Origin of the sequence: Urinicoccus massiliensis, assembly GCF_900120405.1 — a bacterium.
GTDB classification, from domain to species: domain Bacteria; phylum Bacillota; class Clostridia; order Tissierellales; family Peptoniphilaceae; genus Urinicoccus; species Urinicoccus massiliensis.
The window spans coordinates 878,568-903,196 of the sequence record NZ_LT635493.1 but is presented as its reverse complement, the minus strand read 5'-3'; the positions used below and the strand labels follow the sequence as shown (position 1 = coordinate 903,196).

General features: G+C 45.2%; 23 protein-coding genes, 1 tRNA gene and 1 riboswitch. Of the genes, 4 read left to right on the top strand and 20 right to left on the bottom strand.

Features of this window, described 5'->3' with window-relative positions:
- The first annotated feature begins 7 nt into the window (after nucleotides 1-7).
- Genes BQ7400_RS08860 through BQ7400_RS08850 form a run of 3 tightly spaced genes read left to right on the top strand, consistent with a single transcriptional unit; the run spans nucleotide 8 to nucleotide 2,406 of the window.
- A complete protein-coding gene (locus BQ7400_RS08860; RefSeq protein WP_072470213.1) occupies nucleotides 8-724 on the top strand; it encodes a GTP pyrophosphokinase in 717 nt (238 codons plus the stop codon).
- Between the two features lie 17 nt (nucleotides 725-741).
- Nucleotides 742-1,491 (top strand): TVP38/TMEM64 family protein, encoded by a 750-nt coding sequence (locus BQ7400_RS08855; protein WP_034437645.1) that lies wholly within the window; start codon nucleotides 742-744, stop codon nucleotides 1,489-1,491.
- Between the two features lie 45 nt (nucleotides 1,492-1,536).
- On the top strand, nucleotides 1,537-2,406 hold the full coding sequence (locus BQ7400_RS08850; RefSeq protein WP_034437647.1) for a DegV family protein: 870 nt from the start codon (nucleotides 1,537-1,539) through the stop codon (nucleotides 2,404-2,406).
- 68 nt (nucleotides 2,407-2,474) lie between these two features.
- Here BQ7400_RS08850 and BQ7400_RS08845 read toward each other — a convergent pair whose 3' ends face one another.
- The 10 genes from BQ7400_RS08845 to secA form a co-directional block, all read right to left on the bottom strand.
- Nucleotides 2,475-3,467, bottom strand: a complete 993-nt coding sequence (locus BQ7400_RS08845) for a hypothetical protein (protein WP_034437649.1) — start codon at nucleotides 3,465-3,467, stop codon at nucleotides 2,475-2,477.
- A gap of 82 nt (nucleotides 3,468-3,549) precedes the next feature.
- Complete coding sequence (locus BQ7400_RS08840) at nucleotides 3,550-4,110, bottom strand: hemerythrin domain-containing protein (protein ID WP_072470212.1); 561 nt, start codon at nucleotides 4,108-4,110, stop codon at nucleotides 3,550-3,552.
- Nucleotides 4,089-4,640: a hypothetical protein gene (locus tag BQ7400_RS08835; protein ID WP_034437651.1), complete on the bottom strand. Its 552-nt coding sequence runs from the start codon at nucleotides 4,638-4,640 to the stop codon at nucleotides 4,089-4,091. Before BQ7400_RS08835 ends, BQ7400_RS08840 begins: the two co-directional genes overlap by 22 nt.
- 170 nt (nucleotides 4,641-4,810) lie before the next feature.
- Complete coding sequence (locus BQ7400_RS10365; RefSeq protein ID WP_245759391.1) at nucleotides 4,811-5,740, bottom strand: IS3 family transposase; 930 nt, start codon at nucleotides 5,738-5,740, stop codon at nucleotides 4,811-4,813.
- Nucleotides 5,653-6,237, bottom strand: coding sequence for a helix-turn-helix domain-containing protein (locus BQ7400_RS10875; protein WP_072469058.1), 585 nt, complete (start codon nucleotides 6,235-6,237; stop codon nucleotides 5,653-5,655). The genes BQ7400_RS10365 and BQ7400_RS10875 overlap by 88 nt, the downstream gene beginning before the upstream one ends.
- A 70-nt stretch (nucleotides 6,238-6,307) precedes the next feature.
- Nucleotides 6,308-6,511, bottom strand: coding sequence for a CsbD family protein (locus tag BQ7400_RS08820; RefSeq protein ID WP_009431897.1), 204 nt, complete (start codon nucleotides 6,509-6,511; stop codon nucleotides 6,308-6,310).
- A gap of 11 nt (nucleotides 6,512-6,522) precedes the next feature.
- The gene (locus tag BQ7400_RS08815; RefSeq protein ID WP_034437653.1) at nucleotides 6,523-7,119 is read right to left on the bottom strand and encodes a DUF445 domain-containing protein; all 597 of its coding nucleotides are present in this window, start codon (nucleotides 7,117-7,119) and stop codon (nucleotides 6,523-6,525) included.
- A 37-nt stretch (nucleotides 7,120-7,156) separates the two neighbouring features.
- Nucleotides 7,157-9,250, bottom strand: coding sequence for a helix-hairpin-helix domain-containing protein (locus tag BQ7400_RS08810; RefSeq protein WP_072470211.1), 2,094 nt, complete (start codon nucleotides 9,248-9,250; stop codon nucleotides 7,157-7,159).
- Nucleotides 9,251-9,319: 69 nt separating this feature from the next.
- The gene (gene prfB, locus BQ7400_RS08805) at nucleotides 9,320-10,441 is read right to left on the bottom strand and encodes a peptide chain release factor 2 (protein WP_072470210.1); all 1,122 of its coding nucleotides are present in this window, start codon (nucleotides 10,439-10,441) and stop codon (nucleotides 9,320-9,322) included.
- Nucleotides 10,442-10,450: 9 nt separating this feature from the next.
- The gene (gene secA, locus BQ7400_RS08800; protein WP_072470209.1) at nucleotides 10,451-13,192 is read right to left on the bottom strand and encodes a preprotein translocase subunit SecA; all 2,742 of its coding nucleotides are present in this window, start codon (nucleotides 13,190-13,192) and stop codon (nucleotides 10,451-10,453) included.
- Nucleotides 13,193-13,690: 498 nt separating this feature from the next.
- Here secA and BQ7400_RS08795 point away from each other — a divergent pair.
- Nucleotides 13,691-13,766, top strand: a tRNA-Ala gene (locus BQ7400_RS08795).
- Between the two features lie 204 nt (nucleotides 13,767-13,970).
- Here BQ7400_RS08795 and BQ7400_RS08790 read toward each other — a convergent pair.
- From BQ7400_RS08790 to BQ7400_RS08745, 10 genes are all read right to left on the bottom strand, one after another.
- Nucleotides 13,971-14,744 (bottom strand): ABC transporter ATP-binding protein, encoded by a 774-nt coding sequence (locus tag BQ7400_RS08790; protein WP_072470208.1) that lies wholly within the window; start codon nucleotides 14,742-14,744, stop codon nucleotides 13,971-13,973.
- A gap of 1 nt (nucleotide 14,745) precedes the next feature.
- Nucleotides 14,746-15,807: a FecCD family ABC transporter permease gene (locus tag BQ7400_RS08785; RefSeq protein WP_072470207.1), complete on the bottom strand. Its 1,062-nt coding sequence runs from the start codon at nucleotides 15,805-15,807 to the stop codon at nucleotides 14,746-14,748.
- A complete protein-coding gene (locus BQ7400_RS08780) occupies nucleotides 15,797-16,849 on the bottom strand; it encodes an ABC transporter substrate-binding protein (RefSeq protein WP_083553321.1) in 1,053 nt (350 codons plus the stop codon). Before BQ7400_RS08780 ends, BQ7400_RS08785 begins: the two co-directional genes overlap by 11 nt.
- Before the next feature lie 82 nt (nucleotides 16,850-16,931).
- Nucleotides 16,932-17,060, bottom strand: a riboswitch (cobalamin riboswitch).
- A 124-nt stretch (nucleotides 17,061-17,184) separates the two neighbouring features.
- Nucleotides 17,185-18,141, bottom strand: coding sequence for a hypothetical protein (locus BQ7400_RS08775; RefSeq protein ID WP_072470206.1), 957 nt, complete (start codon nucleotides 18,139-18,141; stop codon nucleotides 17,185-17,187).
- Nucleotides 18,116-19,039: a DMT family transporter gene (locus tag BQ7400_RS08770; RefSeq protein WP_072470205.1), complete on the bottom strand. Its 924-nt coding sequence runs from the start codon at nucleotides 19,037-19,039 to the stop codon at nucleotides 18,116-18,118. Before BQ7400_RS08770 ends, BQ7400_RS08775 begins: the two co-directional genes overlap by 26 nt.
- A gap of 9 nt (nucleotides 19,040-19,048) precedes the next feature.
- Nucleotides 19,049-19,804, bottom strand: a complete 756-nt coding sequence (gene surE / locus BQ7400_RS08765; protein WP_072470204.1) for a 5'/3'-nucleotidase SurE — start codon at nucleotides 19,802-19,804, stop codon at nucleotides 19,049-19,051.
- Nucleotides 19,801-20,601, bottom strand: a complete 801-nt coding sequence (locus BQ7400_RS08760; RefSeq protein WP_072470203.1) for an MBL fold metallo-hydrolase — start codon at nucleotides 20,599-20,601, stop codon at nucleotides 19,801-19,803. Before BQ7400_RS08760 ends, surE begins: the two co-directional genes overlap by 4 nt.
- Before the next feature lie 17 nt (nucleotides 20,602-20,618).
- Nucleotides 20,619-21,467, bottom strand: coding sequence for a two-component system regulatory protein YycI (gene yycI, locus BQ7400_RS08755; RefSeq protein ID WP_072470202.1), 849 nt, complete (start codon nucleotides 21,465-21,467; stop codon nucleotides 20,619-20,621).
- Nucleotide 21,468: 1 nt separating this feature from the next.
- On the bottom strand, nucleotides 21,469-22,839 hold the full coding sequence (locus tag BQ7400_RS08750) for a hypothetical protein (RefSeq protein WP_072470201.1): 1,371 nt from the start codon (nucleotides 22,837-22,839) through the stop codon (nucleotides 21,469-21,471).
- On the bottom strand, nucleotides 22,836-24,629 hold the full coding sequence (locus BQ7400_RS08745) for a sensor histidine kinase (protein ID WP_072470200.1): 1,794 nt from the start codon (nucleotides 24,627-24,629) through the stop codon (nucleotides 22,836-22,838). The genes BQ7400_RS08750 and BQ7400_RS08745 overlap by 4 nt, the downstream gene beginning before the upstream one ends.

Sequence of the window (24,629 nt, the reverse complement as noted above, 5' to 3'; positions counted from 1 at the left end):
TAAGCCTATGGAGTTAGAAAATATCTATAACCAATTTTCCAAACACCTGGTGGAACAATTGAAATATGACAAGGTCTCAGATATTGTTAAAAAATTTGTCCAACCCTATAAAAAACTCATGAGCTACTACACTTGTGCCATTATGGAAGTTGAGACCAAGTTCAATGTCTTGAGCGAAGAACTGTCCATGCAGTATGACCGGAATCCCATTGAGTCCATCCGGACCCGGTTGAAGTCCCCCGAGAGTATCCGGGAAAAAATGATTCGTAAGGGCTTTCCTTTGACAGTGGAAAGCATTGAGGAAAACTTAAATGACATTGCCGGAGTCCGGATTATCTGCTCTTTTCCTTCGGACATCTATGCCTTGGCCAACTCTCTATTAAAACAAGATGACATCCACTTAATTGAAAAAAAAGACTACATTAAACACCCCAAGGCCAATGGCTACCGTAGTCTCCACCTTATTATTGAAATCCCCATCTACCTCCACGATACCAAAAAGATGATGAAGGTAGAGATTCAGTTTCGAACCATATCTATGGATTGCTGGGCCAGTCTGGAACATAAAATTCGCTATAAAAAAGACCTGCCTCAGTCTGATTTCATTGAAGAAGAGTTGGTGGAATGTGCAAAAATAAGTTCCATCATTGATGCAAGAATGGAAAACCTCTATACCATGGCTACAGACCTGGTCCAAAGAGACCCCAAAGAAGAAAAAAATTAGGCTCAAAGGAGGAAGCTATGGGAAAACTTTTATCAAGGATTAAAGAAAAAATAGGCCTGGCCCAGGGAGAGCAAGGTCCAGACGAGTCCTTGGACCCCTCCCAAAACCAGGTAGCCAAACGACTTAAAAAAATTCAATTTATAGCCATCTTTTCCTTTCTTTGCGCCCTAGGAGTTTTAGTGGTCCACTTGAAGGGGAATGTCTCCATTGACTCCCTAACCAAGTCCACTGCTGACAACCCCCTGGCATCTATCCTAATTTTACTCCTACTCTTTGCCATCAAGAGCTTCTCCATCATCATCCCCCTGCCCTCCCTTTACCTGGCCAGCGGACTTCTTTTTTCTCCCCTAAAAGCTGTCCTGGTAAGCTACTTGGGTCTATCCATTAGCTTGACCATCCCCTATCTTTTAGGCCGGTGGTCTGGGACAGAGGAGATGGATTATTTAAAGAGCCGTTATCCCAAAATAGAAAAGCTTATCGCCATGCAGAAGAAAAATGAATTTTTAGCAAGCTTCACGATCCGGATTATTGGCTGGTTCCCCTGTGACATCTTAAGTTTTTACTTTGGTGCCTGTCGGACAGCCTACAAGGTCTACCTACCTTCGGCCCTCCTGGGCTGCTCCATCGGAGTTATCACCAACACCCTCCTAGGGGATGTCCTTTTAGACCCACTTTCTTGGCAATTTATTCTCTTATTGGTCATTAAAATTCTTATTTCTGCCGGAGCTTTCGCTCTTGCCTATCATTTAAACAAGTCCAACGATTAATCAATCTTCCCCTTTAATCGAGGGGAAAGCGAAAGGTGTGAACCAATGAAGCTTGCAATCCTAACTGATACAAATAGTGGAATCTCCTCACAGGAAGCCCAAGAAAGAGGAGTCTTTCTTTTGGACATGCCCCTTATTATTGATGATAAGGTCTACTATCAGGGGAAGAATTTAACGGACTCTGATTTCTGCCAAGCCCTGGAAGGCGACCAGTGCGTTACAACCTGCCACCCCTCCCTGGGAGACCTGGTAAAAAGCTGGGAGGACCTCTTTAAGCAGGGTTTTGACCAAGTCGTCTATATTCCCATGTCCAGTGCTTTAAGCAGCTCCTGTAGCTCTGCCAAACTCCTGGCAGAATCCTATCCCGGCCGGGTCCATGTGGTGGATAACCATAGGATTTCCGTTACCCAAAAGGCCTCGGTTTTAAAAGCCTTAGCCCTGGCCCATAAAAATAAAACCGGCCAAGAAATCAAGGAAGACTTAGAAAAAGAAGCCCTTAGGGCCACCATCTACCTCAGTGTCAATAACCTGGACTATTTAAAAAAAGGGGGTCGGGTAACTCCAGCAGCTGCAGCTATTGCCAGTGTTTTAAATATTAAACCTATTTTAACCATCCAAGGAGAAAAAATCGACTCCTATGGACGGGTCCGGGGGCGGATCCAGCGTGCTCAACAGAAGATGCTCTTGGCCATCCAAAAAGATTTAAAGGAGAAGTTTTCCCAAGAATCTTTGGACGACCTCAGCCTGGGCCTAACGGGCTTTGGAATTTCTAAGGACCTGGAAGAAGCCTGGTTGGACCTGGCCCGAGAAGCCTTCCCGCAAGTCAGGATCCATTATGACCCCCTACCAGCTAGCATTGCCAGCCATACAGGCCCGGGAGCCTTTGGAATCGGTCTTTCTCTGGACTCTATTTAAACTTTTGCCCAATAAAAAAGATCCAAGATGTCTATCATCTTGGATCTTTTTGTTTTATCTCCAGGACCTTAATCATGCTTTTTATGAATATAGGGCCGAATATCAATGATATTTTCTCCCTTTTCTTTCTTTTCCATATGGACCTTGTCTAAAAGGTAGGAATAGAGCTCATCATTTAAGAGGATGGCCTGGTTAAAGGGGTTGATAACAATGGGGTGGTCCAAAAAATCCTTTTGCTCATACTCTAAAATCAACTCCTTGGGGTCTACCTCTTCTACATAATAGCCCATTTCGTCAGAAAAAGTCGTCAGGACATTTTCTTCCTTGGTAAAGACGGGAATAAAGGTTTCGTCGTCCTTGGTATATAAAAGGCCCACCTGGGACAGGGGGCTGAACTTCCGCCCCTTGATCTTGGGCAGCTGCTTGGTAATAAAAAGGGGGCCCTGTAAAATCCAATTGGCAATGGTATTGAAAAAGTGCTTCTTGTCCCCCTTGCTGGCTTCTTCCATTAATTCTTCCATGGGGCTGGATTCTTCCTCCACTTCCTCCAGGGCCTGGGCCACAGCCTTTTGCAGGGCCGGCCGGTTGGGGAAGTTGGTCATGGCATTTTCCAAGACAGTTTTTAAGACAAAACGGCCCATGGAATGAAACTGGTCAATCATCTTGAGTTCATCGATAATGGACCGGTATTCCTTGCTACTCTTGGCCTCTTCAAATCGTTCCATCATCCGGTTAAAGAAGGTTGTGAGGTAGAGGGGGAGGATATCCTTAAAGTCTGGCTCCTTTTCCACCCTTTTTATAGATACCAAAAAGACATCAATGGCATCCCGGGAGTCAATTTCTCCATAGGCCAATAAAAAGCCTTCAAATCCACGAAAGACATAGCTAATCATAGTGTAGTTTACCCAGTCTCCCAAGATCTTGGCACAGGATAGGTAGAGGTCCACGTCTTGGGGGTCGATTTCTTTTAAAACAAGTTCTTCATAATCTTTTATATGGTCAAAGGAACGATCGAGAACTGGTTTAAGCTTTAAATAAGCATCCATTTTTTCTACTTGCATCGATCTTCTCCTTTCATTTTTCTCTTAAGACCTAAGTATACTTTAACATACTTAGGGGTCAATGAAAAGAAAAAACCTTGGCCTAATCTTGGGATTCTTCTGGCTTAAAGCGGATAAATTCTTCAAAGTCTCGGTAGATTTTTTTGGATTCTTCCAGGTCTTCCACAGCCTTGGTTTTTTGGTCTACCCAATCCATGGCCTCCTTGGACAAGTGCTTGGCTGCAAAGGGATAGACCACCTTGTTTTCCTTTTGGGCGTGGTCCCGCAAAAGGTGGACATAGGCCATGAGGTAGGACAGGATCTCTAGACGGTTTTTGGGGCTGGGGTCTTGGCCATAGTCGTCAATGGCCCCATCTAATTCCATGACATACTTCCTGGCCAAATTATGCTCTACAATCATCCCGTGTTGGACTAATTTTACAGCTAAATCTCCCAGGTCTTCCTCCATTCTTTTAAAGAGGTAGTCCTCCTCTTTTTGGTGGTGGTGCTGGTCACAATAGGTCCGGATAAAGGCCACCATCTTTTTCAGCTGGTCCAGGTCCAAGTCTTCCCCCTCCATCATGGATAGGGCCATGTCTTGGGCATAGTCAGTAAAGGCCAGGATATTTTCGTGCTCTAATTCTAATCGTTGGATTGCATACATTTTTTCACCTCATATTTTCTTCCCTGAATTTGGACCCCACAAGAGGCAGCTTGGGCCAAGCCTTGAAGGTAGGCTTCTCTTAAGGCCCAGTATTTGGTTGGATCTTGCCAGTACTGGCCATGAACATCTTCTCTCAGGATCCAAGTCCAGGCATCTTCTTCTTGGCTTACAAGCTCCACCACCCGGTCGCAGGGCATCCCATCCAGGTAGTGGTTGGCCATATGGGCAAAGACTGCCTGGGGCTTGGCTTCTAAATTCTCATTTCTTCCCTTATCCTCCATAAAGACCAAGAGCTCTTCAAATTGCCCCTTATCTGCTAGTTCTTCTACCAGCTGGGCCAGGGTTTCTTCCACTTCCTGGATCCTCTGGGCCAAAAAGCCATGGATATTGGTCCCATCTACTATCTCTTCCAGGGGCCTCTTATCTAGACCCCGGATAGGTCTATTTAAAAATTTCTCACTAATTTCTTGGTTGATTTGGTCTTGCCAACGGATTTTTCCATCCATTTGATAATGAATTGCTGCTAACATTTTATCGCCTCCTAGGCTAGTTTAACAAAAGAACCCAGGATTTTTCTGTAACAAATGTTTCATTTCAAAAAAATCCCCTGGAAGACCTTGGTCTAGAGTGACCCCATAAAGTTGGACCTAATCGAGTAAGCATTTCGCTTGCTCGATTTTGTTTTTACATAATATTCGTTCTATGCGGATTGCATGCGTTCACGGTATTGTTTTGGACTTAGACCTCCTAACTTTTCTTTGATTCGATCTTCGTTGTAATAACGGATATATTGCTCAATTGCCTGCACCAGTTCTTTACGACTACGGTAATTGTGGCCATAGTAGATTTCTCTTTTCAATAAGCTAAAGAAGTTTTCCATAGGTGCATTGTCATAGCAGTTGCCTTTTCTTGACATACTTTGGAAAATATGATGTTTTTCTAACATGGCTTGGTATGTGGTCATTTGGTATCCCCAACCACGATCGGAGTGAAAGGTCCGTCGATAAGGACAGGCCTTTGTTCGCTCAATGGCTACTTCTAAACCTTGCAGCATGGTGACTCCATTGGGCTGATCGGATAGGACGTAACTGATGATTTCCAGGTTGTACATGTCCATGTAGGGATCGAGATAGAGTTTCTTTGTTTGAAGTTTCCCGGTCTTATCTTCTTCATAGTATTTGAATTCCGTGGTGTCGGTGGTGATTTTTTGCAAGGGGATGCAGGTATTGAACCGGCGGTTGATTCGGTTCTTCTTGATTTTGCCCACGACTCCTTTGTAGGAGTTGTATTTTTTGTATTTCCTGCCATAGGAGTGGACTTGAAGGCCCATGATTTGAACTAGTCGTTGTACTTTCTTTTTGTTCACCACCCGACCCTGGTTCTTTAATTCCAGATGAATGCGGCGATAACCATAGTCTTTGTGTTGGCTCCGAATGGCAAGGATTTCGTCTTTTAAGGATTGATTCTTGTCTTCTTCGGACCATTTTTTCTGCCAATACATAAAGGTGGACTTTGGGAAATGGATGGCGGCAAGAATCTCTGTTAGTTGGAATTGTTCTCGGAGTTTGGAGACAATCTTCGCCTTTTGTTCATTGCTTCTTCTTTCTCCAAACTCCTGAGCTGTTCCCAGAACATCTTTTGAATGGTAAGTTTCCGATTTTCTGTCTCTAATTCTTTGATGCGATTTTCCAATGCTTCGCGTGTGGAGGCGTCGATAGATTCGCTTTTCTTTACAGTTTTTGGTGGTTGGTTGTGGTCATTTTTCTTTGTCACAGGTCTCCCTCGCTTGTGCGGGAGCAGCCCCTCGATGCCCTTCTCTCGGTACTGTCTTCGCCAATTGACAATCATGGACGGATTCGTCAAACCGAGTTCGAGGGCAAGTTGTCGGTAGCTGCATTCGCTCGTTTCATAGCGTGTAATGGCTTCTAACTTAAACTCTACACTATACGCACGATTATTTCTAGAGCGCATTAAGCCTTCATCGCCATAATTTTTGTAATTGCTAATCCATAGCCTGAGAACGGACTTCTCGATTTGGTATTTCATTGCTAAGGCTTGATAACTTGTTTTACCACACAAGTACTCCTCGACGATTTTCTTCTTCAATTCGTAACTGTATTTTGCCATTAAAAGACCCCCAAAGGTTGGATTTCTTGGTCCAACTTTTGGGGGTCAGTGCAGTCCCAGGGGATCATTTTTATTTGTCTAATTTTGCCTTGAAGTCTTCATAGGCTTTTTCTGCTTCTTCCTTGGTCAATCCATAGCGTTCTTGGATTTTTCCCTTTAGAATTTGAGCATCACCCTTGATTTCATTCCAGTCATCCTTGGTCAGCTTGCCCCATTCTTTTTCTGCACTTCCCTTTAATTGTTCCCATTTTCCTAAAAGTGAATCCTTATTCATCATAATCCTCCTTAAAACAAGTAAACGGTTAAGAGACCTTGAATTAAACCAATTCCAGCCCCCATAACCAGGCCAACCCATTCAATCGCCCTCAATTCCTTGGCGGCAATTTGCAGGGTCAATTCTTCCAACTGCTCTAAATCCAAGGCATTAATCTTTTCTTCAATTAATGCTCCAACATCGACCTTGTTTCGAATGTGGTCTTCAGCCAGGGCCCTGACCTCATTGAAAAGTTTAGAACTTTCCTTGTCCATCTTGTCTTCAACGGTAACTAAAATCTTGTTTTGAATACCTAGGGGCAAGAAGGCAATTTTTTCCAAGACAATTTTTTGGATTTTTTGAATTAATATCTCTCTAAATCTTTCTTCATCTTCATCGCTGATGATTTGGGAAACCAAATCATCCTGACTTAAAAGTTCACTGGCCACCATGGACCCAATACTTTGGGCCACGTCAAACCGCCTTTTGGGAATGAGGCCCTGGATAGAGAAGGGACCCACCTTTACCGGCCGAATGGGCCGAAAGAGGCTCTTAATGGCCAGGACATTGGTTACATATCCAATAAGGCCACTAATGGCTACCACCAGCAGAACTTGTAAAAATTTCATTGCATCACCTATCTAATAGATACCCCATAAATCTTTCTTAAAACTCTGGGCCAGAAGAAATTTCCTTCAGTCCCACCCGGCCCCTTTCCTTGTCGATTTCAATGACTTCTACAGAAAGGGTCATCCCTACCTTGTAGGCCTTGCTGGGGTCAAAGGCCTGGTAGGCTCTCCGGTCCTTGGGGGCATTTAATAATTTCGATCTGTGGACCAGGCCGTCTTCCTTGATGCCAATATCTACAAAGGCACCAAAGTTGACAACATTGCGGATGGGCCCTTGGAACTGCATGCCCAACTCTAAATCGTCCAGGCCCATGGCTCCCTTGCGAAGGGAAACTTGGTCTAATTGGTCCCGAGGGTCCCGGCCCGGAGCCTTTAATTCTTCCTTGATATCCTCCAGGGTATAGGTCATGTCGGCTTCCCTTGCCATTTCCTTGGCCTGGTCTTCCTTGCCCTCTAAAAGAAGTTGGGCCAGGGGATAGGATTCGGGGTGGACAGCCGTTTGGTCCAGGATATTTTCTGCATCCACAATCCGCAAAAATCCTGCCGATTGTTGGAAGCTGGCTGGTCCCATTCCCTTGACTTCCTTGAGTTCTTTTATGGAATGGAAGGGACCCTTTTCTTCCCGGTACTTGACAATTTCCTTGGCCAGCTTAGGTCCAATCCCCGCCACATAGGACAAGAGGGGAACAGAAGCTGTATTGGGGTCTACCCCCACCCGGTTTACACTATCTTGGACCACCCCTTGGAGGGTGCCTTCCAATTCTTGCTTGGGCAGGTCGTGTTGGTATTGGCCCACACCAATATGCCGGGGTTCAATCTTGACTAATTCTGCCAGGGGGTCTTGGAGACGGCGGCCAATGGAAATGGCCCCCCGGACAGTAACATCCAGGTCAGGAAATTCTTCCGCCCCCAGCTTGGAGGCACTGTAAATGGACGCCCCTGCCTCGTTGGTAATGGCATAGGTCATGTCCAGATGGTTGTCTTGGATCAAGTCACTCATAAATTGTTCCGTCTCCCGGGAGGCGGTTCCGTTGCCAATGGAAGCCACTTGGAGGCCGTACTTTTTAATGAGCCGGAGGATTTCTTTTTCCCCGGCCTCTTTTTCTCGGTCAGACTTGGTAATGTAGATTACAGTATGGTCCAGGACCTTTCCATATTCATCCAAGGCAGCAACCTTGCATCCAGTTCGATAGCCTGGGTCCATGGCCAGGACCCGGTTGTTTTTCAGGGGCCGCATGAGTAAAAGGGGCTTTAAGTTTTTTGCAAAGACATCTATGGCATCCTTTTGGGCCCTTTCTGTTAGGTCATTTCGGATTTCCCTTTCGATGGAAGGATAGACCAGACGGTCCAGACCGTCTTTCAGGGCTTCTTCTTGCTTGTCCTTGACCTGGTTGTCCACCAAGGCCATCATGGCCACTTGACCTTCCAAGAGGTCCTTGGGAAAGTTGATTTTGACCTTGAGGGCTTCTTCTTTTTCTCCCCGGTTCAGGGCCAGGACCCGGTGGTTTTGAATCCGCTTAAGGGGTTCTTCCCGGTCATAGTACATGGCATAGGTGTCGTTGCTTTCCTTGCCTTCCTGGCTGGCAATTTGTCCTGTGAGCCGGACAAATTTTTTCACCAGGGCCCGAATTTTTGCATGGTCAGAATAGGCTTCTGCCAGGATGTCTTGACCTCCTTGCAGGGCCTCTTCCGGGTCTTCAAAGTCTTCCAGGCAATTTTTTAAGTCTGCCTCTGTTGCCCCTTCCTTAACCAGGATTTCATAGACAGGACCATAGCCCTTTTCCTTGGCAATGGTGGCCCGGGTCCTACGTTTGGGCCGGTAGGGCCGGTAGATGTCCTCCAGGTCTGTCAGGGTCTTGGCCTCTTCAATGGCCTTGGCCAGGTCTTCATTGTAGACTTCCAGGTCCTTGAGTTTTCTCTCCACTTCTTCCTTTTTTTCCTCCAGGGACTTTAGGGCCAGGTAACGGGCATAAAGGGTCCGGAGGTCATCATCACTCATGTTGCCGGTTTGCTCTTTTCGATAACGGGCAATAAAGGGGATGGTGTTGTTGTCATTAATCAGGTCCAGGGCGGCTTGGACTGATTTTTCTCCTAAATTAAGTTCCTTGGCTAATTCTGCACTAATCTTCATAGGGCCTCCTATTGTTCATAAAGAAAGGACCTTCACGGTGGTTTCCCCTAAAGATCCTCTCGACTTCTTTTAATTTTCCTTGGATTCTGTAGCCGTTTTTTGCAGGTAGGCGTTGATAAAGGGGTCCAGGTCTCCGTCCATAACCCGGTTTACATCCCCTACTTCTTCCCCTGTCCTGTGGTCTTTAACCATGGTATAGGGTTGAAAAACGTAAGAGCGGATTTGGGATCCCCAGGCAATTTGTGCATAGTTGCCTTGGAGGTCGTCAATCTTTTCTTTTTTCTCTTCTTCTGCCAGGGCAATTAATTTTGCCTTCAGCATATTCATGGCCTGCTCCCTATTTTGGATTTGTGACCGTTCATTTTGGCATTGGACCACAATCCCTGTGGGAATATGGGTAATCCGAACAGCGGAATCCGTTGTATTGACGTGTTGGCCCCCGGCCCCAGAGGACCGGTAGGTGTCAATTTTCAAGTCTTCATCCTTGATGTCGACTTCAATATCGTCGTCCAATTCAGGATAGACGTCTACACTAGAAAAAGAGGTGTGCCGTTTTTTGGCCGCATCAAAGGGGCTGATACGGACTAGACGGTGGACTCCCTTTTCCGCCTTGAGATAGCCGTAGGCATGGGGGCCGGCCATCCGCATGGTTACGGACTTGATCCCTGCCTCGTCTTCTGTTAAGAGGTCCAGGGTTTCTACCTTGAAACCCTTTTTATCTCCATAGCGACGGTACATCCGGTAGAGCATGTCTGCCCAGTCTTGGGCTTCCGTTCCTCCGGCTCCGGCATGAATGGAGACAATGGCTGCATTGTCGTCGTATTCCCCCGTTAGGAGGGTGGTCAACTTGAAGTTGGCCGCCCTGTCCCGGATATTTTTAACAGCTTCTTTAAATTGGTCGTAAAAGCTAAAGTCCTCTTCTTCTTCCATGAGGTCAATCATGACTTCCGCTTCTTCAATGTCTGCCATGAGGTGGTCGTAGGTGTCAATTTTTTCCTTGTACTGGTTTTGCTTTTTGATTAACTTTTGCGCCGCCTGAGAATCGTCCCAAAAACCCGGTTGGAAGGTTTCTTTTTCGATTTCTTTTTCTTCTTCCTTTAAAGAGTTGATGTCTATGGATGCTCCAAGTTCTAAAACCAGATTTTTTGCCTTTTCTAAGCTTTCTTTATCCAGATAGATGTTTTGCTCCATAGGTCCTCCTTAGTCGTTTTTGCCGCAGCAGTTTTTATATTTCTTCCCACTTCCACAAGGACAGGGGTCGTTTCGTCCGACCTTTTCATTCTTGCGGACATAGGGTTTTTGCTTGCCATCATCGGGGTTGACTGTTTCTACTTCCTTAGCCACCCGGACCCGGTGGACATTTTCAGGATTGTAGACGTGGAAGAGCATCTTCACGGTGTCTTCCCGGATGGTTTCATTCATGGCTTCAAACATATCGAAGCCTTCGTTTTGGTAGGCCCGGGCCGGGTCTACTTGGCCTACAGCTCTTAGGCCAATTCCTTGACGGAGTTGGTCCATGGCGTCGATGTGGTCCATCCACTTTTGGTCCACCACTTGCAGGAGGATGACTCGTTCTACTTCTCTGAACTTGTCAGACCCGAATTCTTCTTCTTTTCCTTGGTAGCGGTCAAAGGCCTTTTGGCTGATGACTTCTTTCAAGTCTTGGATGGAGTCTTTTTCGTGGCCCGCCAGTTCATTTTCTTCAAAGCCGAAGGTTTCAATTAAACTGTTTAAGAGGCCTTGGCGGTCCAAGTTTTTGTGTCCGTGTTCGTCAGACTTGTTGTAGAAGTCCACCAGGCTGTCTACCAGACCCCTGACCATATTCAGGATGTCGTCTTTTAAATTTTGACCTTCCAAAACCTTGCGACGTTCCCCGTAAATAACTTGTCTTTGCTTGTTCATAACGTCGTCATATTGGAGGACGTTTTTCCGGATGGAGAAGTTGTTGCCTTCTACCTTTCTTTGAGCAGATTCGATTAAACGGGTTAGGATCTTGTGCTCAATGGGTTCGTCTGGTGGAGTGTCTATGGAAGACATGACCTTTTTAAAGCGGTCTCCAGCAAATAGGCGGATGAGGTCGTCGTCTCCGGAAATGTAGAAACGGGTAGAACCCGGGTCTCCTTGCCGACCAGACCGACCCCTTAATTGGTTGTCAATTCGTCTGGACTCATGACGTTCCGTCCCGATAATGTGAAGGCCTCCGGCTTGGATAACCTTCTTGGCTTCTTCGTCGGTTCCTTCTTTAAAGCGAGCCAGTTCTTTTTGGTAGAGCTTGCGGGCTTCAATAACTTCTTGGTCTTCTGTATCGAAGAAGGAGTCCACCAATTCAAGAGTGGCTTCAGAGATGCCTTGTTTGATCAGCTCTTTTTTGGCCATAAATTCTGGGTTCCCACCCAGGACAATATCTGTACCACGGCCGGCCATGTTAGTGGCAATGGTAACGGCCCCATAGCGACCTGCTTGGGCTACGATTTCAGACTCTTGCTTGTGTCTTTTGGCATTTAAGACTTGGTGCTTGATGCCCCGTTTCTTTAAATATTTACTTAAAAGTTCTGATTTTTCAATGGAAATAGTCCCAACCAGGATGGGTTGGCCCGTTTCGTGGCGTTTGACAATTTCTTCTGTAACAGCTTGGAATTTAGAGTCTTGGTCCTTGTAGATGGCGTCGTTTAAGTCCTTCCGGATAACGGGTTTGTTGGTTGGAATTTCAATAACGTCAATCTTGTAGATTTCCCGGAACTCTTCTTCTTCCGTCTTGGCTGTCCCGGTCATCCCGGCCAGCTTGTCATACATCCTAAAGAAGTTTTGGAAGGTAACTGTAGCCAGGGTCTTGGATTCTGCCTTGACTTCAATGGCTTCCTTGGCTTCAATGGCTTGGTGGAGGCCGTCTGAATAGCGACGTCCATACATCAAACGACCGGTAAATTCATCTACAATGATGATTTCATTTTCTTGGACTACATAGTCGATGTCCCTCTTCATATTTCCTTGGGCCTTCAGGGCTTGGTTAATATGGTGGGCCAGTTCCATGTTTTCCATGTCAGACAAGTTGTCGATGCCAAAATAGCTTTCTGCCTTGGCAGTCCCCTTGTCCGTCAGGGTTGAGGTCTTTTGTTTTTCGTCAATGACATAGTCTACCGTTTCCTCGGTAAATTCCCGGTTGAAGATGTCTGCTCTTTCTTCGTCTTGGGACTTAACCCGGCTGGTTAGGGTGTTGACAAAGTCCCTTGCCCGGATGTAGAGGTCTGTGGATTCATCTCCTTGGCCTGAAATAATCAAAGGAGTTCTGGCCTCATCAATTAAGATAGAGTCCACTTCGTCCACGATACAATAGTGGAGGTCTCTTTGAACCATTTCTTCCTTGTAGATGACCATGTTGTCTCTTAGGTAGTCAAAACCAAATTCGTTGTTGGTCCCGTAAGTAATATCGGAATTATAGGCAATCTTTCTTTCTTCCGGAGTCATGTCGTGGAGGATACATCCCACAGACAGGCCTAGGAATTCGTAGATCTTGCCCATCCATTCCCGGTCCCGGTTGGCCAGGTAGTCATTGACTGTAACTACATGGACACCCCTGCCTTCCAGGGCATTTAAGTAGGCCGGTAGGGTGGCTACCAGGGTCTTACCTTCCCCAGTTTTCATTTCGGCAATCCGTCCTTGGTGGAGGATAATCCCCCCAATAATTTGGACTTCAAAGTGTTTCATGCCCAGGACCCGCCATGCTGCTTCTCGAACCACAGCAAAGGCTTCTGGTAGGATAGAGTCTAAACTTTCCCCATCCTCTTGGACCCTCTTTTTAAATTCTTCTGTTTTGGCCTTTAGTTGGTCATCGCTTAGACCTTGCATTTCCTTGTCTAAACTGATCACTTGCTTTACTAAGGGCTGAATTTTTTTAATTTCTCGGTCCGAGTAAGAACCGAACAACGTATCAAATAATCCCACGCCTTTTCACCTTTCCTCATTTATCTTTAATTTTTATCCAATCCATTTAAGTTTTCTTAAAAATCTTCAACTATCTTATTATATCATATTCAATGCCTTTATTCATTGAATTGTCAAGCTTTTTAGAATTTTTTTCAAGAAATTAGATAAATCTTTGCCATCTTACTTTTTCATAAAAAAAGGAGCCCTCCACGGCTCAGATGACGGTTGGTGGAGATAGGGAGATGTCAAATCCTAACCCCCTCCTTGCAAGGCAGCCGGTTTTTTCTCTGAGCTGGCCTCCCAACATCCCATAACATGTTTATTTAACCACATCCAGGCCCTGGGGTCAAGACTTTTCTTGCCCTTTCCCAAGTTTTCCCCGGCCTTTTTCCCCTCTTTTTTCTCTGCTTGAAAAGCCTTCTTCCCCCTGCTTTTTCCCGGGCCTCTTAAATTTTTGCAAAAAAAATATTTTTTTACTGGACAAGTCCTCCTTTCTAGGATATAATTATGTGGCTTGGGGAATTAGCTCAGCTGGGAGAGCGTCTGGCTGGCAGCCAGAAGGTCAGGGGTTCAAGTCCCCTATTCTCCACCACAAGTCAAAAGGCAGGCCTTTCATTAAGGCCTGCCTTTTATTTTTATAGGATCATAAAAAATCCTCCTGATTAGTTTTTCTTTACCCTAATCAGGAGGTTCTATACACAAAATTTTATACAGTCTTGAGCTAGTAACCGATCAGTCCTGGGACTCGGTCCAACTTTTTGGGGTCAACTTATTAAAACCCTGGTTTATGATAGCTTTATTCTTTTGGAAAATAGTAAATTTGAATTTTTCCTGTTTTACTATTTATTTTAGCTTCCACACCGACATGAAATACTGCAGAAATTTTTTCTTCGGTTAAAATTTCCTCTGGCCTTCCGACATCTATCACTTTTCCTTTTTGTAGCAAAATGATTCTGTCGCAATACATTGCCGCAATGTTCAAATCATGTATGGATGAAAAAACTGTTACATTTTCTTTTTTTAAAATCTCCATGGTCTGATATTGGTACATTACGTCCAAATGATTTGTGGGTTCGTCAAGGACTATAAATTTGCAAGCTTGCGTTAATACTCTTGCAAGAAGCACCCTTTGTTTTTCCCCTCCTGAAAGACTGAAGAAATTTCTGTCGGCAAAGGATTCGAGACCAACCTTTTTTAAAGATGCCATGGCAATTTCGATATCCTCTTTAGTACTGCTTTTAAACAAAGAGTTGTCGTGTGCGTATCTTCCGAGTAAAACTATTTCCAACACTTTCATATCAAATTCCATATTATGTTCCTGGGATAATACGGACATTCTTTTTGCTATTTCCTTATTTGGCAGCTTTGAAAGTTCATCGCCTGTGAGATAAATCGATCCGCTACTGGGCTTTAATACATTGTAAATGTTCTTTAACAATGTTGATTTTCCGGCACCGTTGGGACCGATAAGTCCTACAAATTCATTCTTACCTACTTCTAAATTTATATTGTTTAGAATATTTTTGTTATCGACGCTGAATTTTAAATCTTGTACCCTTAATTCTTTCATACTACATCGCCTTTCTTTTTCTAATCAAAAATAAGAAAAACGGTGCGCCGAATACAGCGGTTACAACACCTATTGGAACTTCTTCCGGTGCAACGATCACTCTTGAGAGCAAATCGCATATAATCAGGAAAAAGCCACCTACCAAGACTGTGGCAGGTATTAATTTTTTATGATTTGCGCCTACGATTAATCTCGTAACGTGAGGTATGACTAGACCTACGAATCCTATGGTTCCACTTACTGAAACAATCGTTCCAGTTAAGATTGAACAAAGAATAATTATTATGGGTTTAATTTTATCCAAGTCAACACCTATCGTTGTTGCGACGTCATCTCCCAAGAGCATTGCATCCAAGCTTTTGTGTAATGAATAGATAAGCATGAATGATACTAAAAATATCATAAAGATATAACCTATCTGATTCCATTTTGCACTGCTTAAAGACCCCATCATCCAGAACAGCGCAGTCCTGATTTTATCGGAACCTGCACCTGAACTGTATATGATTATATTCGTTAGTGCTGAAAATATCGCCGAAACTGCAATTCCAGACAAAACCAATTGTGTTGATGTAATTTTTCCCTTTATGCTCGAAACTTTAAGTGCTAAGGCTATGGAAACAACCGAGCCTATGATTGCACCGAAAACGATTCCGTATGATCCCATAAAACCGAAAACTCCGTATATGATTGCTGCCACCGCTCCGGTAGATGCCCCGGAACTTATTCCCAAGACGTAGGGATCTGCCAGGGAGTTTTTCGTCAATGCCTGCATCAAAACCCCACTCAAACTTAACGATGCTCCAACGATAAATGCCATCAGTATTCTCGGCATCCTTAGAGTCCAAACGATCGACTCTATATTTTTAGCCCATTCGATAGTAAATATTTCTTTTTCAGCGATTTTATTTACTACAATTTTAGTAATCCAGTCTGGTTTTATATTTACGCTTCCGAAGAGTATGCTTAAAACTGCGGAAAATAGAATCAAAGCCAGCATAAATAAGCAAAATATTTTTACCTTCCCTGAGCTTAACGGAAGCTCCAATTTTTTATTTTGCATTTTTAAATTTTTCCGGATACAAGCCTTTTGCTATGATTTCAACCGTTCCGGCTGAGCCTGCACTACCTTGCATGTCTGCAGCATTAGCAGATATTATTCTCTTATTTTTAATTGCTGATACGTCTTTTAAGGCTTCACTTGAGTATAACCAATCCATTTTTTCCTTAGTTTCTCCATTGTAATCCAAAATCAAAATAACATCAGGATTTTTCTCTACAACTTGTTCCCAAGACACTGTAGCCCAGCCTTTATCTATATCATCAAAAACTGATATCCCACCTGCAAGTTTTATAATATCCCCTGGCATTCCTTTGCATGCAGTGAAAGCTTTATCTGCACCTGAATCAAATACGAAAACTTTTACAGGCTTTTCGTAAGCTTCTTTTCCAAGAGTGTTCTTTACATTTTCAATTTTTTCTTTCATTGCATTTACTTTTTCTGCTGCACGTTCTTTTACGTTAAAAATTTTTCCCAAGGTTTCGTAATCTTTGTAGATGTCTTCAAAGGTTGCGAAGTCAGTAGCACAGTAAGGAGTGTACATTGCGATTCCATTTTCTTGACAAAATTCTTTGTTGAAATTTTTGTCTGAAAATAACGAATCCCATCCCATCAAGAAGTCACAACCTGTAGCTAAGAGTTCTTCTTTAGTAAAGTCTCCTGATTCTCCACCTAAAATAGGTACTACATCTCTTGCAGGATATTGAGAAACCGTACTGTAACATTGACCATGACTGTAGCCTGCCATATGGTCTTCCAGACCTAAATCAAAGAAATAGTCAGCCATTTGATCGCCCTTTGCTACAACTTTCATGGGAGGTTTCGTAAAGGTTTCTTCAACTTTTGAACCAAGACCGCTTCTTTCCAAATCCACCGTTATAGTAACAGGTTCGTAATCACTATTAGCATCTTTTTCCGAAGCAACTTTTGCTTCCTGTGCATTTCCCTTGTTATCGTTTGCTTTTCCTTGAGAATTACAAGCCGTGAGACTAAAAATCATAACTCCCGCCAAAAACAATGAGCTAACCTTCTTCAAACTTCTCATCTTCTTTTTCCTTTCTTTCGGTCCAATTTTTAAGCAAAAAAAATGTATGCACGGGGCATACTAAAAAAGCCTTCTCTATGACCCGTAGAGAATTTAATCGTCAGGTAATCCGGCTCTTGCTTGGCAATTACGGTAGCGGCACTGCGTGAGATTTTCACTCAACTTCCCCCTTTACTCTTCTATGAAGAGTGACTATTATTAATTTTTATTTATTATCTCATCATCTATAATAATTGTCAATTCAATTAAAATTAAAAACATCTAAAACTTGAACAAGCCCCCATTCATTGGTTTTTAAGTCCAATGAATGGGGGCCTGTTCATCTGGCGTCTTTTTTAATCAAAATCACTATGGATCCCTTGGTCATAGGGTTTGACCTGGGGTTTTTCTTCTTCCACTTCTGGGTTCAAGTTTTCATCCTGGTCTTGGGGAGCTTGGTCTGCCATAAGCTGGTCTTGGATCCTCTGTCTTTCCAGGACCAATTTTTTTCTTTCCAGGAAGACTTCAATATAGGCCAGGTAGATAAAGGGTTCCACCACTACCATTATCAGGGCGGCAATAAGACCCGCTCCTAGGCCTACTAGGCCACCCATAGATCCAGAAGAAGCAGTTGCCATAAGAACGGCGAAGGACAGGATAAAGACCACGACAAAAACAATAAACCCGTACTTGAAAAACTTGGCGAAAATTGTTCCTCTTTCACCATTGGATTCAGCCAGGCTGTCCTTGAAGAACTTGGAAACAGAAAGGCCATTTCCATCCAGTCCCTTGTAGAGGGCCAGGGGCCAGAAGAACATGTAGATGCCAAAAATCATGGCCGGTATCATGTAGAGGGCGGACAAAAGAGTTGAAATCAGATTGACTAAAAAGCAAATTAAGTAGTTTCTCGGAAAATTTTTCTTAAAAAAGATAAAGATGTCCCCCACTTGGGCTTGTTTTCCCTCCAAGACCCTCTTGTAGATTGCAACAAATAGGCCGGCGGACACCATATTGGCCAAGGGACCCACCAGGATGGACAGGTTGGCCACACTGAGCTTGACCTTGCTTCCCAGGCCCAAACCCCAATTGACGTCGATGTTGCCTTGGTCTATGGCCTTTTTATTCTCTTCCAGTTGTCTTTCCACCAAGACCTTGGGATTGGTGGAAGGAAATAGCTGGTAGCTCAATTGCTGGCTTCCTGCTGTCAATAAGCCTGCAAGAAGGCAGGCCAAGAGGATGGTTAGAAAGCTGCTCTTCCAGACGGAAAAGGTGGATTCTAGTCTCTCTTCAAAATGTACTTGCTTGTCTGTCATGTTTTTTTCCTTTCTTTCCGGCCACCAGGGCCTTGGGATTAAATTGGGCAGAAAATATGGCAATAAAAATCAAACTACAACCTATGATCTTCCTCAAATCAAAGATTTCCCCGGCAAAAAAGTAGGCTGCCAGGGCCCCAAAAATAGATTCTGTTGCCATAATCAAGGCCGTATTGGCCGGTCTGGCATACTTTTGCGCCATATTTTGTATGGTAAAGGCCAGGGCTGTATTAAAGATTGTTAGGTATACAATACCCCAAAAAGAAGTTTTCGAAACAGTTTCAACGACAAGAACTTCCCTGGTTATCAGGGCCAAAAGAAGGCTCAGGACCCCTGCCGTTAAAAATTGAAAGATGGAAAATAAAATGAGGGAGTCCACCTGGGGAGAATAGTCGGCAACCTTTAAAACCTGGACGGAAAAAACAAGGGCGTAGACCAGGGTACAGGCATCGCCAAAACTCAGTCTCAACTGGTCGTTGAGGCTCAAAAGCCCCACCCCTATCAGGCACAAGACCCCGGAGACAAAAATTTTCTTAGCGGGTTTTTTCTTGTAAAAGGCCCACTCCATCAAGGGGACAATAATGACATAGGAAACCAAAACAAAGGATTGCTTGGCCGGGGTGGTGAATTGCAGGCCCACCATTTGGACCCCAATGCCCGAAAATAACAAGAGGCCAATAGTAGCTCCGTAGCGGATGGTCTTTTTATCCAGTTTTTTCCATTCCTTCCAAAAGACCAGGGACATCATCAGGCCCGCCAGGATAAAACGAATGGCTAAAATCCAAAAAGTGGGGATGGTTTCTTGGGCGAATTGCGCCGCCACAAAGGTCCCTCCCCAAATCATTGCGACTAGGAGCATGGCCATTTCAGACAGCCATACTTTTTTACTTACTTCCATGGATCCTCCTTAGTCCTGCCAAAGGCTACGCCACTTGTCCAGACGCTTGTGGTTATTAAATTCGTATTTGATGGGGGTCATGGTGGTGTGGCCCAGGTCCAGGTAGTAACGGTCGGTTCCCTCTTGGTATTGGTCCTTCTTACGACCTACCAGCTTCAATTCAAAACCGGACTCACCCAGGTCAAATCTTTCATACTTGTCGTAAATGGGCTGGCCAATCCGGCAAACCACCGCTTCTTTTGGTTGGCCCATGGCATAGGGGATGTTGATGTTTAGGGTCATGACTTCTTCCACCAGGTCCTCTTTCACCCTTTCAAAAATATCCAGGGCAATGTCTGCCGCCCGGTCAAAGTCGGCTTCAAATTTTTTATACATTTGGGCCGAAACCGCCATGGCCGGCAAGCCATAGAGGTTGGCTTCAGCACAGGCACTCACCGTACCAGAATAGAGGATGTCCATGCCGGCATTGTAGCCCAGGTTACAACCTGAAATTACCAGGTCAACTCCATCTTCTAGCAGGTGGTTTAGGGCCACCCGGACACAGTCTGCCGGTGTTCCCTGGACAGAATAAACGGGACTTTGGATGCCCTCTAATTTTTCCTTGCGAATTTCCAGGGGCCTGCGGAGGGTAATGGAATGGCTCATGCCGGAATGCTCCACTTCAGGTGCCACCAAAATCAGCTGGTGGTTTTTTTCAAGCCTCTTGGCCAGGGCATAAATTCCCGGGGCCTTGTATCCGTCATCATTGGTTAATAGTATCTTCATTGGTCTTCCTTTCCTAGAAATGGGTCGCTGGGTTTGGTCTTTTTAGCTACCTCCATGGTAAAGTGGAGGCCCTCATGGATGTTGTGCAGGGCCAGGTCCTCTCTAAAGGTCCGAATGGCCAAAAGGGGGTCGTTGTTGTCCGTAGACATGTGGGCCAAAATTACGTGCTCCTTCTTTTTTTCTAGTATCTTACTTAGGACATCTGCCGCATGGTGGTTGGACAGGTGGCCCCGGTTGGAGGCAATCCTCTGTTTGAGGGCAAAGGAATAGGGTCCGGTTCGGAGCATTTCTTCATCGTGGTTGGCCTCAATATAATAGAGGTCAGCCCCCTTCATTTTTTCCATCATGGTTGTAGACACCCAACCTGTATCTGTGAGCATGGACACCTTGGTCTTGCCGTCTTCCAAAATAAAACTGGTCCCATGGACACAGTCGTGGAAGGTGGGAATGGTTTGGATGGAGAGGTCCTTGATGCGAAAATCTTCCCCGGTGGTAAAGACCTGCCTTTGGCCTGAGGGGATAGTCTTGACGGTTTTTTCCATGGCCATCCAGGTGTTTTCATTGGCAAAGACCTTGATGCCGTAGCGCCGGGCCAGGACCCCCACAGCCGAGGTGTGGTCATAGTGCTCATGGGTGACTAAAATCCCATCCAAGTCCCTAGGGTCCACCTGGATTTCCTCCAGGAGCTCTTGGATTTTTTTCCCAGTCATCCCTGCATCCACAAGAATTTTTGTTTCTTTTGTTTCTATATACTGACAATTTCCACTACTGCCACTAATTAATGGTTGAAATTTCATACTTCCTCGATTTTCCTTTATGATAAAACATCTACGATGACTTCCTGGCCGTTGTCCAATTGGATCCGCCAGGCCGGAATGGCCCGGCCCTGTTGGGCCCTGGAAATGTCTTCGATGTATCCTTGTTTGGATGGATTAAAATAATAGCAAGCTTCCAGGCGAACCACAGTCCTTCCCCGGGCCTCTTGTTTGTCCAAAAGACTTAAAAGGGCCTTTTGGGGGCTGGGCATGACAACTTCCTTGTCGGAAGGCTCGATAATATCCAGCCAGAGCCTGGAAAGACTGTGGACTCCCGACCCGTCCACTTGAAAAATACTATAACTGCTTTCGACCAACCTTCCCTCATAGACCTTTTTAAAGGTCAATTGGTAGCCCTCCTGCCAGGGCAGGCTGCTTACCAGGACCAGGTCGTCTGTCTTGAACTTTTTCTCTTTTAAAAAGTCCATGGCCTTGGTCTTGGCCTCTTCCTTGCTGATTTTTTTCTTGGCCAGGGGCAGGTCGTTTCGGTAGGAGAGTTTCCGGCCATCATAGACCTGGAGACTTTCCCCCTTGAGGCTTAAATCTGCCAGAGAAAAAGTCTTTTGCCTTAAAAGGGCCTCATTGTGAAAGAAGTCCCGGTTGAGCTGCTCTTGACTTAGGTTTTCATACTGGACCCTTAAAGAGTTTAACTTTTCCGCCTGGAGCTGGATAGAGGGGCTTATTTTAATGTCTTCACTGGCCAAAAGATCCAAAAGTTCTTGACTGAACTGCTTGGAGGCCGTCGGACCTGCCAGGGCCATTTTTTGCCGGTAAACCTCATAGCCCAGGGCCAGGTTGGCCAGGGCCAGGGCAATAATTAAGATTGTTTTTATTCTAGACCAATCCAACTTATCCCTCCATGATTAAACTTCCTGTTTCCATGTCCATTAAAAAGATCCGATCCTTGATTTTGATAGCCCAAGCTGCCCTTAAGACCCTTTGTCCTCCAGGGGGGTCCAACTCCACATAGGCCGAGTCGATCCACTTCAATTGACCTAGAGTTTCCTCCAAGGACTTGGATTCCGGGTCCAGGAGAGAGAGATTTTGGTCGATAATTTCTTCCGGACTCAAGACTTCCTTGGCAATTTCCACATTTTGGACGATTTCTCTTTCCATGGGCTTTTGGTAGAGGAAGTCCATTTGGCTAATGTCTTGGCCATGGACTTCCAGCCGGGCCAGGTAGGGGTCTTGGTCCATCCGGTAGACCCTCTTGTGGTTGGCCAGCATATTAAAATAAAAAATATAGCCGGGGTTTTCCCTGTCTTGAATTCTTTCAATCTTGCTAATATACAGGGACCCTGTCATGCCGGTATGGCTGGTAATAAAATCCAGGGCAGCATCCAGGGATTGGACCAGGCTGTCTTCCTGATCAGAATTTTTTTGCCCATCCTTGTAGGTCAACCAGCCGTTTTTGTTGAGTCTTAGGACCTTTTGGTCATAGACATAGGTTACGGCCTGGTCCTCGACAATTTCCCGAATATAGTCTATGTTCTGTCTTAAATACCGCCGGGCCAGGTTGTTTTGCACCTGGCCAGACATGGTTTGGAGCTTGTTTTCCAGGGGAATGTCCTCTGGAGCCTGGGTGTTGATCCGGGGAATGTAGACCATGTTGGCCACCCCGTATTTTTTCCAAAGGCTGGTATAATTCCGGTAGCGTCTGGAGTCGTAGACCATGGAAACCCGGTCTTTTAAAAGGTCCCGGGTCCTTAAGTGGCTCCGGACCAAAAAGGCTCCCCGGTCTGTCCGAATCATTAACAGGTCCCTATTCAGGCTCAAGTCCATGGACAAGAGCTTGCCGGGAATTTTTTTCGGCAGGGTCCCTGGGTCCAATTGAAGTAGTTGGGCCCAGTTTCCATGGTCCAAAATACCCGAAAAATTCAAACTCAGAACCTGGCCTTCCTGTAAAAATTTTCGATAGTCCTCCGCCTTCATGGGACTGACATCCTTGGCCTCTGCATTTTCATAGAGGTCCTTTAGGCCCATCTGCAGCATGGTCCAATAGGGTTGGATGTCATAGACCAGGGTTTGCTCCGTATCGGAAAAGCTTAAAAGCAATTCCTTGGGTCCCAGCAATTCCATTTTTAGGCGGTTTTTTTCAAAATTTTCCTGCTTTTGCGTCTCCTTGGTTATGCTGGGAATTTGGATCCAAATTTCCGCCACCATGAAGATCAAGAGGATGGACAGACCACACAATAGGACAGTCTTAATGCTTTCTTTCAAAAAGACTCCCCTCCTTTAAAAAAGAGTGAGGCCGTAGTGCCTTGACCAAAAACCGAGCTCAATTGAATAAAGCCACCCATGGCCTCAATAAGCTCCTTGGCAATGGCCAGGCCTAGACCTGTGCCGCCCATTTGCCGGCTCCGACCCTTTTCCACCCGGTAAAAGCGTTCAAAAATCCGCTTCATGTCCTTGGGAGGGATGCCAATTCCCGTATCCTTGACTTGGACCAGGACCCTGGGTCCTCGATTTTTGGCCATGATGCTGACTTCTCCCCCTTGGGGAGTGTACTTAATAGCATTGGAAATGATGTTGTTTAAAATCCTTTGGACCCCATGGAGGTCTCCATAAATTTTTTGAATATCATCTGCCACATCCAAGTGGATGCGGATTTGCTTTTCCTGAGCCAGGGGCAGGAGGCTTTCCATGGTTGTCTCAATGACCTCATAGCTGTCCAAGCGGTCAAAGGTCAACTTCAAGGAATGGTTATCCATGTTGGACAGTTGTAAGAGGTCCCGAACCAGGGAGACCATCCGGTTGGATTCCCTTTCAATCACCTTCAAAAACCGCTTCCGGGCATCGGGGTCCAAGTCGGCCTCCATCAGGGTTTCAGTATAGGACTTGATGGAGGTCAGGGGGGTCTTTAACTCGTGGCTGACATTGGCCACAAATTCTTTACGCATTTCATCCAATTGGTGTTCCTTGGTAATATCTTGGAAAACCACAATCAAACCGGAATTTTCATCCAACTCGTTCTTATAGGGGGCATACTTGATATTGTAAAAGGACTTGTTGATTTCCACCTGTCTTTCCCCAGACAGGCTAGGGGGATTGTAGTAGTTGATTTCCGTCAAGTTCAGCTGGCCCATGGGGACCTTTTTCTCTCCGGATAGGACTTCTTCCGGCAGCTTTAAAATTTCCTTGGCAATGGGGTTGATGTGGATCAGGTAGTTGTCCCGGTTAATGGCCACCACCCCCTCGGCCATGTAGTGGAAGATGGTGTTGAGCTTGGACCGCTCAATATCCATCTTGTCCATGGTCTCCTTGAGTTCTCCCGTTAAATAGTTGAACATGGAGGCCATTTGGCCAATTTCATCATTGCTCTTGACCTGGACATGCTGGTTAAAATTCCCCTCAGCCAGGTCCTTGGCCTTGGAGGTAATTTCCCGGACAGGGCCTGTTACTGAATTGGAGATAAAAAATCCCAAGATGGTGGTAATGGCTAGACCCAAAAGGGTTGCATAGGTCAAGAGTTCCTTGGTATCGGAAACCACACTGTAAACAGGTTCCAAGCTCATGGTCATGTAAAAGACGCCCTGGACTTGGCCGTCGGTTGAAAAAACTGGCTTGGCCAGGTGGCGGATGGGGGCCTGGTTGCTTTCCAAGATGGTGGTTTCAGACACATGCCCCTTGAGGGCCTTTAAAATAATTTCCGGTGATAGGTCCCTTTGGGCCAGGGCATTTTGCCCCTGGATTTCATCCTTGGAATTGACCGAAGAGGCCAAAATCACAGGAACCTGGTCTTGGGAAATAATATAGACGGATTCTGTCGAGGACAGTCTCCAGCCGTCAATGGTGTTTTGCAAGAGACCGGCTTCCTTGTCCCATTGGCCATCTTGCAGGTAACCGGCGGAAGCCACCATGGAGTCAATGGTTTCATTCATTTCCCTTTCTATGGTCTTCATTTGGGAAATTTCCAGGCGGTTAATCAAAAAGGTCCCTACAATGGCCATACAGATTAAGATTAAAATGAGATAAATAAAGATAAATCGAGCCTTGAAACTGGACAGCAT

Excerpts from the sequence above, each read along its gene's own strand:
- BQ7400_RS08860 (WP_072470213.1), top strand. The coding sequence starts at position 8 with ATGGAGTTAGAAAATATCTATAACCAATTTTCCAAACACCTGGTGGAA.
- BQ7400_RS08855 (WP_034437645.1), top strand. The coding sequence starts at position 742 with ATGGGAAAACTTTTATCAAGGATTAAAGAAAAAATAGGCCTGGCCCAG.
- BQ7400_RS08850 (WP_034437647.1), top strand. The coding sequence starts at position 1,537 with ATGAAGCTTGCAATCCTAACTGATACAAATAGTGGAATCTCCTCACAG.
- BQ7400_RS08845 (WP_034437649.1), bottom strand. The coding sequence starts at position 3,467 with ATGCAAGTAGAAAAAATGGATGCTTATTTAAAGCTTAAACCAGTTCTC.
- BQ7400_RS08840 (WP_072470212.1), bottom strand. The coding sequence starts at position 4,110 with ATGTATGCAATCCAACGATTAGAATTAGAGCACGAAAATATCCTGGCC.
- BQ7400_RS08835 (WP_034437651.1), bottom strand. The coding sequence starts at position 4,640 with ATGTTAGCAGCAATTCATTATCAAATGGATGGAAAAATCCGTTGGCAA.
- BQ7400_RS10875 (WP_072469058.1), bottom strand. The coding sequence starts at position 6,237 with ATGGCAAAATACAGTTACGAATTGAAGAAGAAAATCGTCGAGGAGTAC.
- BQ7400_RS08820 (WP_009431897.1), bottom strand. The coding sequence starts at position 6,511 with ATGAATAAGGATTCACTTTTAGGAAAATGGGAACAATTAAAGGGAAGT.
- BQ7400_RS08815 (WP_034437653.1), bottom strand. The coding sequence starts at position 7,119 with ATGAAATTTTTACAAGTTCTGCTGGTGGTAGCCATTAGTGGCCTTATT.
- BQ7400_RS08810 (WP_072470211.1), bottom strand. The coding sequence starts at position 9,250 with ATGAAGATTAGTGCAGAATTAGCCAAGGAACTTAATTTAGGAGAAAAA.
- prfB (WP_072470210.1), bottom strand. The coding sequence starts at position 10,441 with ATGGAGCAAAACATCTATCTGGATAAAGAAAGCTTAGAAAAGGCAAAA.
- BQ7400_RS08790 (WP_072470208.1), bottom strand. The coding sequence starts at position 14,744 with ATGAAAGAATTAAGGGTACAAGATTTAAAATTCAGCGTCGATAACAAA.
- BQ7400_RS08785 (WP_072470207.1), bottom strand. The coding sequence starts at position 15,807 with ATGCAAAATAAAAAATTGGAGCTTCCGTTAAGCTCAGGGAAGGTAAAA.
- BQ7400_RS08780 (WP_083553321.1), bottom strand. The coding sequence starts at position 16,849 with ATGAGAAGTTTGAAGAAGGTTAGCTCATTGTTTTTGGCGGGAGTTATG.
- BQ7400_RS08775 (WP_072470206.1), bottom strand. The coding sequence starts at position 18,141 with ATGACAGACAAGCAAGTACATTTTGAAGAGAGACTAGAATCCACCTTT.
- BQ7400_RS08770 (WP_072470205.1), bottom strand. The coding sequence starts at position 19,039 with ATGGAAGTAAGTAAAAAAGTATGGCTGTCTGAAATGGCCATGCTCCTA.
- surE (WP_072470204.1), bottom strand. The coding sequence starts at position 19,804 with ATGAAGATACTATTAACCAATGATGACGGATACAAGGCCCCGGGAATT.
- BQ7400_RS08760 (WP_072470203.1), bottom strand. The coding sequence starts at position 20,601 with ATGAAATTTCAACCATTAATTAGTGGCAGTAGTGGAAATTGTCAGTAT.
- BQ7400_RS08745 (WP_072470200.1), bottom strand. The coding sequence starts at position 24,629 with ATGCTGTCCAGTTTCAAGGCTCGATTTATCTTTATTTATCTCATTTTA.